This is a genomic window from Streptomyces lonarensis (assembly GCF_012033735.1).
Taxonomy (GTDB): Bacteria; Actinomycetota; Actinomycetes; order Streptomycetales; family Streptomycetaceae; genus Streptomyces; species Streptomyces lonarensis.
Window position 1 is genome coordinate 1 of the sequence record NZ_JAAVJD010000184.1, and the last position, 10,469, is coordinate 10,469.

Here is a 10,469-nt window from a genome sequence, read left to right on the forward strand (position 1 = left end):
GAGCGGTGCGCCGGCGTCGGGGAAGGGCCGCTACGGCACCCCCACGCCCGCCCGGTCGAGCTCCGCCGGTCTGAGCGGCGCGCGCCGCGGTGCGTCGGGGCCGCCCCGGGCGGGCGCGGCACGCCTCCGAAGCCAGGGCGACCGGCGCGCGGTGCGGGCGCGACAGGAGATCCGCACGGGGCCGGGACTTCCCGCCCCGTGCGGGCTAGTCTCCGATCATGAACCCAGTCGCCGTCGGACCGCTCGACCTAACCGCGCGCGTCGACGACGCCCTCGACGTCCAGGCACTGGCCTTCGGGCTGTCGGCCGAGGAGCAGCGGGTGCGACGGAGCATCGTCCTCCGCCACCTGCTGGTCCCCGGGGCGCTGTCCTACGGCGCGACCGAGGAGGACGGCCGGCTGGTCGGCTTCGTCTACGGCGTCCCGTGCGATCGCGCCCAGTGGTGGTCCACGGTGGTCGAGCCGTACCTGATGCGCAACGAGCACGACGACTGGCTGGACGACGCCTTCACCATCACCGAGCTCCACGTTCTGCCGAGCCACCAGCGACTCGGACTGGGCAGGGCCCTCATCACCGGTCTCACCGACCTCGTGAGCCAGCCGCGGACCCTGCTCTCCGCCATCGACACCGAGAGCCCCGCGCGCGCTCTCTACCGAGCGCTCGGCTACCGGGACCTGGCTCGGCGCGTCCGCTTCCCCTCGGCTGCGCGCCCCTACGCCGTCATGGGGGCCCCGCTGCCCCTGCTCCGCCCGGAGAGCCCACACCACCGCACGGGGCCCTGACGAGCCGTCCGACGCCGGCGGCCCAGGGCCGCCGACGGTCCCCCGTGCAACCGCGCTCGGCGCCCCGCGGCCGTCGGCGGGGGCGCCGCCGCACGGGGCGCGCCCCGTGCCGCTGACAGGCGGGCAAGTGGCGGCCCCCCCCCCCGTACCCCGCCCCGCCCCGCCGCCGAGCGGTCCAGCGTCCGGTCACGGGCCGCGAGACGTCCAGAAGCGCCACGCCCCACGGCGGCGGCTCACAGCCAGGTGGTGAACTCCAGCAGCGCCTCGGCGTCGCGTGGTCGTCCCTGCCGCGCGCTGCGCACCGCCGACTCGACCGCCCGGAAGAGCGCCCACGCACGGAGCCGCTCGGCATCCACCTCCGTCGCGTCCGCCAGTGAACGGAGCCGGCGACGCGTGACCGCGGGAGCCCCCGACGAGGCCACCAGGTCGTGGAGTCGGTCGCGCACGGGGCGTGCCAGGTCGTAGGCACGCTCACCCACCAGCGGGTGGGGGCCGACCGCAAGCCACGGCGCCCGCTCGGAGTCCGACGCGAGCACCGCCCCCTGCCGCAGGTCGCCGTGGAGCAGCCGAACCTCGCCCGCGCCCTCCGCGAGAAGGTTCTCCCTGGCCGTCAGCGCCTCGACGACCGCCTCGGCGAGTTCCGGTCGGTCGGTCGCCGCCGACCGGAACCCGGCGGCCTGGTGGGCCGTCACCTCCGCCACGTCAGGGAGTCCGTGGCCGGCTGGGGGCTCGCGCCACAGCCGGTGGGCCACGGACAGCGTCTCCAGCACGGCCTTGGACTCCGGCAGCGACCGGAGTGACACCTCGGGCCGGGCGCGCTCCAGGAGCAGCGCGCCGGAGTCGGCGTCGTCCCGCACCACACGGACCGCCCCGTGCCCCTGCCACGCGCGGAACGCCTCGGACTCCCGCTCGGCCGCGTCTCCCGGCGGCATCAGCTTGAGGGTCAGGGGCGCCCCGGTCGCGCTGCGGACCAGCAGCACCAGCGAGCACCGTCCGCCCGGCGAGACGACCCGCTCCACGCCGACGCCCCACGCCGCCGCGACCTGCTCCGCCAACTGCGGCAACCGCTGCAGCCACGGTGCCGCGAAACGTTTCTGCGCTTCTTCGAGGCGGCTCGGGAGCAGGAGCACGGGGCCGTCGCCGGTCACCTGCGCGCACCGTTGATCGAGTGCTCCGCCAGCCCCGGCAGCGCTTGGCCGCTCCCGCGCCACCAGGCCGAACGGAGGGCCGAACGCCGCAGCGCCCGGGCCGCCGCCAACCGTGCGGCGCCGTCACTGGCCCGGACCAGGTCCGCGTAGGCGCCCGCGAGCCGCACCTCCAGCTCCGCCGCCAGATCCCGGGCCGAGGCGACATCCCCCACCGGGAACGGCAGGGAGTAGCCGGCCGAGGCGGCCACCGGCGCACCGCCCAACTCCCTCACCGCCTGCCGCAACTCGTCACGCTGCCCTCGGTGCGCCTCCATGAGGCCACGGACCTGGGGGCGGACCTCCGGACCGGCCCAGGCCCCGACAACCCCGTAGCCGTAGACCGTGGCGTGCTCGGCGGCGAGCGCCGCCTGGGCCGCGAGCAGCCCCACGTCCGTGCCTGTGCCGGCAGCGGGCCACAGCCCCGTCATGTCGCTTCCTCCGTCGTCGGGGCCTCCGGGAGGAGACCGGGTTCGTCCTCGGGCAGCGCCCCGTCCAGCAGGTAGCACTGCGTGGCGCCGGCCGCGGCGAGGGACGCCAGCAGGCGGGCCAGTTCGGGCGGGGCGTCCGCGAGCGCGACGAGTCGTCGCTCGGACACCTCGGCCTCGGAGCGGGAGAGCTCCGACACCGCGGCCTCCGGTTCGGCGGGCACCGCAGTGGCGTCGGCCGGCGCTCCGGCGTCGCCGGCGGCCGCGCCCTCACCGCCGGGGCGAGCCGAGGCGGTGGTCGCCCCGGCCGCGGCGACCACAGCGGCGAGATGCTCCGCGACGGTGCCGCGGAGCGGCAGCAGCCGGTCCGCGAGGTCGGGGTGCGTGGCGAGCGTCGCGTCGTAGCGCGCCAGCAGCAGGCGGCTGTCCGCCTCGGTCTCCTCCCGCAGCCGCTGCGCGCCGGCGGAGCGCTCCGCGCGCTCGGCCGCTTGGCGCGGGCCGGTGGCGGAACAACCGGTCAGGGCCGCGGCGAGGAGAACCCCGCCGCCGGCCAGCAGGGTGCGTCTGGACAGCTCACAGGGCACGGTTCGCGCCACTCCCCGTCGTTTCGTTCGGGCTGGGTGGGTCCATGGGTGCGTCGTGCGGCGGGTGCCTCCCGGAGCGGTCCGGGGGCCGCCGGACGCGGACGCGGTGAGCCTACCGGGGCTGATGCGGGGGCCCCGTCGACCCCCGCCGTGCGGGCCGCCGCTCCCGGCGGCTGCCGCCCGGTCGGCCTACGCACGCTGCGGCGGGCGGACAGGACACGCGAGGCGTTAGGGTGGAGCACTGTGGGTGGGCCCGGTCGTTGACACGGTGCCACCGGAGCCGGAGGTCGCCAGAGCCGGCCGCCGGTCACCGCGCCGCACCGCCCCGGCGGTCCGGCGCCGAGCCCCCCACCGAACGCCACAACAGCAGACGCGGCCGAGGAGTCACCCGGATGAGCACCACCCAGATCGACAGGCTGCGGGAGATGCTGGAGCCCTTGGCTGCACAGCACGGCCTCGGCCTCGAGGACCTCAGCGTCACCCAGGCGGGCAAGCGCCGGGTGCTGCAGCTGGTGGTGGACACGGTGGAGGGCGACGACGGCGTCTCGCTGGACGAGTGTGCCGAGTTCAGCCGGTCCGCCTCCGAGCGGCTCGACGCCGACGACCCGCTGGGCGCCGACGCCTACGTGCTCGAGGTGACCTCGCCGGGCGCCGACCGTCCGTTCACCCAGCGACGCCACTACCTGCGGGCCCGCGGCCGGCTGGCCCGACTGCGGCTGGAGCAGGGCGAGGAGCTGACGGTGCGCATCCTCGCGGTCGACGAGGCCGGTCTCGACACGGAGGTGCCGGGGGAGAAGGGCCGCAAGGCCAAGCCGCGCCGCGTGGAGTTCGATGAAATCAGCTCCGCTCGCGGTGAGGTGGAGTTCAACCGCAAGTCCGACCGTGACGACGACGCCGAGGGCTCGGGCTCCGCCGACCGCTCGGGCGAGGAGGCGTGAGCATGGACATCGACATGAGCGCCCTGCGGGGCCTGGTCCGGGAGAAGGAGATCTCCTTCGACATCCTGGTCGAGGCCATTGAATCCGCCCTGCTGATCGCCTACCACCGGACCGAGGGCAGCCGCCGGGCCGCGCGGGTCGAGCTGGACCGCCGCACCGGCCACGTGACGGTGTGGGCCAAGGAGGACCCGGCCGACCTGCCCGAACCGGCGGAGGGGGAGGCGCCCGCGGAGCCCCGGGAGTTCGACGACACCCCCGACGGGTTCGGCCGTATCGCCGCCACCACCGCCAAGCAGGTCATCCTGCAGCGGCTGCGCGACGCCGAGGAGGACGTCACCTTCGGTGAGTACGCCGGCCGCGAGGGCGACATCGTCGCCGGGGTGGTGCAGCAGGGCAAGGACCCCAAGAACGTCCTCGTCGACATCGGGCGGCTGGAGGCGATCCTGCCCCCGCAGGAGCAGGTGCCCGGCGAGCCCTACACCCACGGCACCCGGCTGCGCAGCTACGTCGTGCGCGTCGTCAAGGGCATGAGGGGCCCTTCGGTCACCCTGTCGCGGACCCACCCCAACCTGGTGAAGCGACTGTTCGAGCTCGAGGTTCCCGAGATCGCCGACGGCTCCGTCGAGATCGCCGCGATCGCCCGCGAGGCGGGCCACCGCACCAAGATCGCCGTGCGGTCCACCCGTGCCGGCCTCAACGCCAAGGGGGCGTGCATCGGCCCCATGGGCGGCCGGGTCCGCAACGTCATGGCGGAGCTGAACGGCGAGAAGATCGACATCGTCGACTGGTCCGACGACCCGGCCCAGCTGGTGGCCCATGCGCTGTCCCCGGCCCGGGTCAGCCGGGTGGAGGTCGTCGACGAGTACGCGCGTTCCGCCCGGGTCACCGTGCCCGACTACCAGCTGTCGCTGGCGATCGGCAAGGAGGGCCAGAACGCCCGGCTCGCCGCGCGGCTGACCGGCTGGCGCATCGACATCCGGCCCGACACGGAGCCGGGTGACGACGCCGCCGCCCCCCGGCGGTCCTGAATCCTTCCCGCCGTTCCGGTCCCGGTCTCGGGCCGGGCCGGCGGGGCGATCCGCCGTGGCCGCCGGTCACGGGGCTCCCGGAGGTGCCGCCGGTGACCCGCGAGGGGCGCGGCGCACACGAGGAGGTAGAATCGAAGATGTCTGGCCGGACGTCCCCCCGGGCCTGCCCGGAACGTACGTGCGTGGGCTGTCGGCGACGCTCGGCCCAGAACGATCTGCTGCGTGTGGCGCTGGACGGGAACACCTGTGTTCCCGATCTTCGCGGTACGCTGCCTGGCCGGGGTGCCTATGTGCATCCCGTGTCCGCCTGTCTCGAGTCGGCGCTGCGTCGTCGGGCGTTCCTGCGGGCCTTCCGGGCCACGGGTGCGCTGGACACCACGGCGCTGGAGCAACAGGTCGGAGTCCCCGGGACGTGAGCGCGTGTCGCGCGATCGGATCGGTCCATGTCGGTGAAGACGTGCGGAACCTCCGCACGGCTCAGGTACCTCGCGAGTTGGAAGTAGGTCGAGATTGCGATGAGCACTCGATGAGTACGCGATGAGTACGCCCGTGAAGTAGCGAAGGTCCGGCGGACGACCCACCCCGGACCCAAAAAGGAGCGAAGTGGCTAAGGTCCGGGTATACGAGCTCGCCAAGGAGCTTGGGGTGGAGAGCAAGGTCGTCATGGCCAAGCTCCAAGAACTTGGTGAATTCGTCCGTTCGGCGTCCTCGACGATCGAGGCGCCAGTAGTACGCAAGCTGACAGACGCCTTCGACGGTGGCGGCAGCAACCGCCGTGCCGCGAAGCCCTCGGCGCCCCGCAAGGCCGCACCCAAGCCGGGTGCGCCGCGGCCCGGCGCCCCGACCCCCGGCCCGCCGGCGCCGGCGCCCCGTCCGACGGACGGCCCGCGCCCCGACGGCCCGCGTCCGGGGCCCGCCCCGCGGCCCGGCCCCAAGCTGGCGCCGAGCAAGCCGGCCCCCGCCGGCCCGGAGTTCACCGCGCCCCCGGCGCCCCGTCCCTCCGGGAACACCCCGCCGCCGGCCTCGTCCGGTCCCCGCCCCGGCCCGGCCGCGCCGAAGCCCGCCGGGCGCCCCGCGCCCAAGCCGGGTGGCGGCGGCCCCAAGCCGGGAGGCAATCGTCCGGCAGGTCCGCGTCCGGGCAACAACCCGTTCACCTCCGGCGGCTCCACCGGCATGGGCCGCCCGCAGGCGCCCCGTCCCGGCGGCGGCAACCGCCCGAACCCCGGCATGATGCCGCAGCGTCCCGCTGCCGGCGGTCGTCCCGGTGGTCCGGCCGGTGGCCGTGGCCCCGGTGGCGGCGGTGGCCGCCCCGGTGGCGGCGGCTTCGCCGGCCGTCCGGCCGGTCCCGGTGGCGGCGGTCGTCCCGGTGGCGGCGGCTTCGCCGGCCGCCCCGGTGGTCCCGGCGGTGGCGGCGGTGGCCGTCCCGGCGGTGGCTTCGGCGGTGGCCGTCCCGGCTTCGGCGGTCGTCCCGGCGGCCCCGGTGGCCGCGGTGGCACCCAGGGTGCCTTCGGTCGTCCCGGTGGCCCCCCGCGCCGCGGTCGCAAGTCGAAGCGGCAGCGCCGTCAGGAGTACGAGGCCATGCAGGCCCCGTCGGTGGGCGGCGTCATGCTGCCGCGCGGCAGCGGCGAGACCGTGCGTCTCTCCCGCGGCGCGTCGCTGACGGACTTCGCGGAGAAGATCAACGCGAACCCGGCCTCGCTGGTGCAGGTCATGTTCAACCTCGGTGAGATGGTCACGGCGACCCAGTCGGTCTCCGACGAGACGCTGCGGCTGCTCGGCGAGGAGATGAACTACACCGTTCGCATCGTCAGCCCGGAGGAGGAGGACCGGGAGCTCCTGGAGTCCTTCGACATCGAGTTCGGCGAGGACGAGGGCGAGGAGGAAGAGCTCGTCGCGCGTCCGCCGGTCGTGACCGTCATGGGCCACGTCGACCACGGCAAGACCCGCCTGCTCGACGCGATCCGCAAGACGAACGTGATCGAGGGCGAGGCCGGCGGCATCACCCAGCACATCGGTGCCTACCAGGCGTCGACGGTCGTCAACGAAGAAGAGCGCAAGATCACCTTCATCGACACCCCGGGCCACGAGGCGTTCACCGCCATGCGTGCCCGTGGTGCCAAGTCGACCGACATCGCGATCCTCGTGGTCGCGGCGAACGACGGCGTGATGCCGCAGACGGTGGAGGCGCTCAACCACGCCAAGGCCGCCGGTGTGCCGATCGTCGTCGCCGTCAACAAGATCGACGTCGAGGGCGCCGACCCGGCCAAGGTGCGCGGTCAGCTGACCGAGTACGGCCTGGTGGCAGAGGAGTACGGCGGCGACACCATGTTCGTCGACGTCGCGGCCAAGCCCGGCATCAACATCGACGGCCTGCTCGAGGCCGTCGTGCTGACCGCTGACGCGACGCTGGACCTGCGGGCCAACCCCAACCAGGACGCCCAGGGCATCGCTATCGAGGCGCACCTGGACAAGGGCCGCGGCGCTGTCGCGACCGTCCTGGTGCAGCGCGGCACGCTGCGGGTCGGTGACACCATGGTCGCCGGCGACGCCCACGGCCGTGTCCGGGCGATGCTCGACGACACCGGGAACAACGTCGAGGAGGCCGGCCCGTCCACGCCGGTCCTGGTGCAGGGCCTCACCAACGTGCCCGGCGCCGGCGACAACTTCCTGGTCGTCTCCGAGGACCGCACCGCTCGCCAGATCGCCGAGAAGCGCGCCGCCCGCGAGCGGAACGCCGCCTTCGCCAAGCGCACCCGTCGCGTGTCCCTCGAGGACCTCGACAAGGCGCTGAAGGCCGGTGAGATGGAGCAGCTGAACCTGATCATCAAGGGTGACGCCTCCGGTTCGGTCGAGGCCCTGGAGTCGTCGCTGCTCCAGCTCGACGTCGGCGACGACGTGGAGCTGCGGGTCCTGCACCGCGGTGTGGGTGCGGTCACCGAGACCGACATCGACCTGGCGACGGGTTCCGACGCCATCGTCATCGGCTTCAACGTGCGCGCCGCGGGGCGTGCCACGCAGATGGCCGAGCGCGAGGGCGTGGACGTCCGGTACTACTCGGTCATCTACCAGGCGATCGAGGAGATCGAGGCGGCCCTGAAGGGCATGCTGAAGCCGGAGTACGAAGAGGTCGAGCTCGGCACCGCCGAGATCCGCGAGGTCTTCCGCTCCTCCAAGCTGGGCAACATCGCGGGTGTGCTCATCCGCTCCGGCGAGGTCAAGCGGAACACCAAGGCGCGCCTGGTCCGCGACGGCAAGGTCATCGCGGAGAGCCTCAACATCGAGGGTCTGCGGCGCTTCAAGGACGACGTCACCGAGATCCGTGAGGGCTACGAGGGCGGTATCAACCTCGGCAGCTTCAACGACATCAAGATCGACGACGTCATCGCCACGTACGAGATGCGGGAGAAGCCCCGCGGCTGATGCCGCAGTGGTGACACCGCGCCCGGGGGGCCGGTCGACGGAAATCCGTCGACCGGCCTGCCCGGGCGGTACTACGATCACCCGCATGTATGTGGGAACGGCCTCGTTCGACCTGCTCCTGGGCGATGTCAGGTCACTGAAGCAGAAGCGATCCGTGGTCAGACCCCTCGTCGCCGAGCTGCACCGCACCTACGCGGTCAGCGTGGCGGAGGTGGGGAACCAGGATCTTTACCGCCGCGCCGAGGTTGCCGTCGCGGTGGTCTCGGGGGACGCCGGTCACCTCACCGACGTCCTCGACCGGTGCGAGCGGCTGGTGGCCGCCCGGCCGGAGCTGGAGCTGCTGTCCGTCCGGCGGCGGCTCCACGGCGACGACGACTGACCGTCGTCGTCAGCACGGCATTCGCACGAGAAGGAGACGTGACCGTGAGCGGCAGCGCGCGCGCCGACAACCTGGCGAAACTCATCCGCGAGGTGGTCGCCCAGAAGATCCAGCGGGGCATCAAGGACCCGCGGATCAAGAACCACCAGGTCACTGTGACCGACACCCGCGTCACCGGCGACCTGCGGGAGAGCACCGTCTTCTACACCGTGTACGGCGACGACAGCGCCCGTGCGGAGGTCGCCGCCGGTCTGGAGAGCGCCCGCGGCATGCTCCGGACCGAGGTGGGACGGGCCGCCGGCATCAAGCACACCCCCAGCCTGGCCTTCGTGCCGGACGCACTGCCGGAGAACGCCCGCGCCATGGAGGAGCTCTTCGACGCCGCGCGCGCCCGTGACGCGAAGCTCCGCGAGGAGGCGGAGGGAGCCCAGTACGCGGGCGACCCCGACCCCTACGGCCGCGGCCCGGTGGACGAGGAGGACGACGCCCCCGAAGGCGCCGACCGTGCTGACGAGGGCCCCGCCGGCGGTGAACGGGGCGGGGACACCGCGCGCTGATGGCCCGGCAGAGCAACGGCCCGGACGGCCTCCTGGTCGTCGACAAGCCCGCGGGTTTCACCTCGCACGATGTCGTGGCCAAGCTGCGGGGCATCGCCCGCACGAGGCGGGTCGGGCACGCGGGGACGCTGGACCCGATGGCGACCGGCGTGCTGGTGATCGGGCTCGGTCGCGCCACACGGCTGCTCGGCCACCTGGCGCTGACCGAGAAGGAGTACCTCGGGACGGTGCGCCTGGGCCAGGCAACGGTCACCGACGACGCCGAGGGCGAGATCGTCTCGGCGCCGGGCGCAGCCGCGGTCGACCGGGGCGAGCTGGACCGCGAGGTCGGCCGGCTCACGGGGGACATCCTCCAGGTGCCGTCCAAGGTGAGCGCCGTCAAGATCGACGGAAAGCGGGCCTACCACCGCGTCCGCGAGGGCGAGGAGGTCGAGATCCCGGCACGTCCGGTCACCGTCTCCTCGTTCGCCGTGCACGACGTGCGGTCGGCGACGGCGGAGGACGGAACGGCCGTCACAGATGTCGTCGTCAGCGTGGTGTGCTCCTCGGGGACGTACATCCGCGCGCTGGCGCGCGACATCGGGGAGGCACTGGGTACCGGTGGGCACCTCACCGCGCTCCGCCGCACCCGGGTCGGGCCCTACGGCATCGGCGGCGCGCGCACCCTGGACCAGCTCCAGCAGGAGCTCGTGCCGCTGCCACTGGCCGAAGCGGCCGGCACCGCCTTCCCGCGGTGGGATCTGGACGCGCGGCGGGCGGGGCTGCTGGCCAACGGCGTGCGCGTCGACATGCCGCCGGAGCTTCCCGAAGGGCCGATCGCGGCGCTGAGCGGCGACGGCAGTCTCGTGGCGCTGGTCGAACGGGACGGTCACCGGGCGCGCATTCTCGCGGTGCTCGCGCGGCCGGGCGGCTGACCGGGGCGCGACGTCACGGAGCAGGACCGGGCGGGGCCCGGAGCGACAGCAGCACCGTCGCTCCGGGCCCCGCTGCCATCGGTCTCCAGCCGGTCGCCCTCTTGCCCGGCCGGTGGCGGGGCGAGAGGGCGATGCGTGCTGCCCCGCACCCGCGGTTTCCGGGGCGGCAGTCCGCCCGGGAGGCCCGCCCCGTGGCCGGCCCAGGGGCGGCCGCCGACAGGCGCCCCGTGCGGCGACATCCGCGCGCCCCGTGCC

Annotated in this window: 11 protein-coding genes; 8 read left to right on the forward strand and 3 right to left on the reverse strand. The window is 74.2% G+C overall.

Going from position 1 to position 10,469, the window contains the following annotated elements; all coding sequences use genetic code 11:
• The first annotated feature begins 218 nt into the window (after window positions 1–218).
• Complete coding sequence (locus tag HCN56_RS19290; protein WP_209312938.1) at window positions 219–782, forward strand: GNAT family N-acetyltransferase; 564 nt, start codon at window positions 219–221, stop codon at window positions 780–782.
• Window positions 783–1,015: 233 nt separating this feature from the next.
• Here the strand turns inward: HCN56_RS19290 and HCN56_RS19295 are convergent, their stop codons facing one another.
• The 3 genes from HCN56_RS19295 to HCN56_RS19305 are packed head-to-tail and all read right to left on the reverse strand — an operon-like array spanning window position 1,016 to window position 2,978.
• Complete coding sequence (locus HCN56_RS19295) at window positions 1,016–1,930, reverse strand: aminoglycoside phosphotransferase family protein (protein ID WP_312871300.1); 915 nt, start codon at window positions 1,928–1,930, stop codon at window positions 1,016–1,018.
• Entirely contained in the window at window positions 1,927–2,397 is a 471-nt protein-coding gene (locus HCN56_RS19300) for a ferritin-like domain-containing protein (RefSeq protein ID WP_167972880.1), read from the reverse strand. Before HCN56_RS19300 ends, HCN56_RS19295 begins: the two co-directional genes overlap by 4 nt.
• The gene (locus HCN56_RS19305) at window positions 2,394–2,978 is read right to left on the reverse strand and encodes a hypothetical protein (RefSeq protein WP_209312939.1); all 585 of its coding nucleotides are present in this window, start codon (window positions 2,976–2,978) and stop codon (window positions 2,394–2,396) included. Before HCN56_RS19305 ends, HCN56_RS19300 begins: the two co-directional genes overlap by 4 nt.
• Window positions 2,979–3,370: 392 nt before the next feature.
• Between HCN56_RS19305 and rimP the strand changes: the two genes are divergently transcribed.
• From rimP to truB, 7 genes are all read left to right on the forward strand, one after another.
• Window positions 3,371–3,916, forward strand: a complete 546-nt coding sequence (gene rimP / locus HCN56_RS19310; RefSeq protein ID WP_167972883.1) for a ribosome maturation factor RimP — start codon at window positions 3,371–3,373, stop codon at window positions 3,914–3,916.
• 2 nt (window positions 3,917–3,918) lie between these two features.
• A complete protein-coding gene (gene nusA / locus HCN56_RS19315) occupies window positions 3,919–4,944 on the forward strand; it encodes a transcription termination factor NusA (RefSeq protein WP_167972886.1) in 1,026 nt (341 codons plus the stop codon).
• A 137-nt stretch (window positions 4,945–5,081) separates the two neighbouring features.
• Window positions 5,082–5,360 carry a YlxR family protein gene (locus HCN56_RS19320; RefSeq protein ID WP_167972903.1) on the forward strand — a complete coding sequence of 93 codons (279 nt, stop codon included), beginning with the start codon at window positions 5,082–5,084 and terminating at the stop codon, window positions 5,358–5,360.
• 187 nt (window positions 5,361–5,547) lie between these two features.
• Complete coding sequence (infB, locus tag HCN56_RS19325; RefSeq protein WP_167972889.1) at window positions 5,548–8,364, forward strand: translation initiation factor IF-2; 2,817 nt, start codon at window positions 5,548–5,550, stop codon at window positions 8,362–8,364.
• 85 nt (window positions 8,365–8,449) lie between these two features.
• Entirely contained in the window at window positions 8,450–8,743 is a 294-nt protein-coding gene (locus HCN56_RS19330) for a DUF503 domain-containing protein (RefSeq protein WP_167972891.1), read from the forward strand.
• Window positions 8,744–8,787: 44 nt separating this feature from the next.
• On the forward strand, window positions 8,788–9,300 hold the full coding sequence (gene rbfA, locus HCN56_RS19335) for a 30S ribosome-binding factor RbfA (protein WP_167972893.1): 513 nt from the start codon (window positions 8,788–8,790) through the stop codon (window positions 9,298–9,300).
• Window positions 9,300–10,214, forward strand: a complete 915-nt coding sequence (gene truB, locus HCN56_RS19340; protein ID WP_167972896.1) for a tRNA pseudouridine(55) synthase TruB — start codon at window positions 9,300–9,302, stop codon at window positions 10,212–10,214. Before rbfA ends, truB begins: the two co-directional genes overlap by 1 nt.
• The last annotated feature ends 255 nt before the right edge of the window (window positions 10,215–10,469 follow it).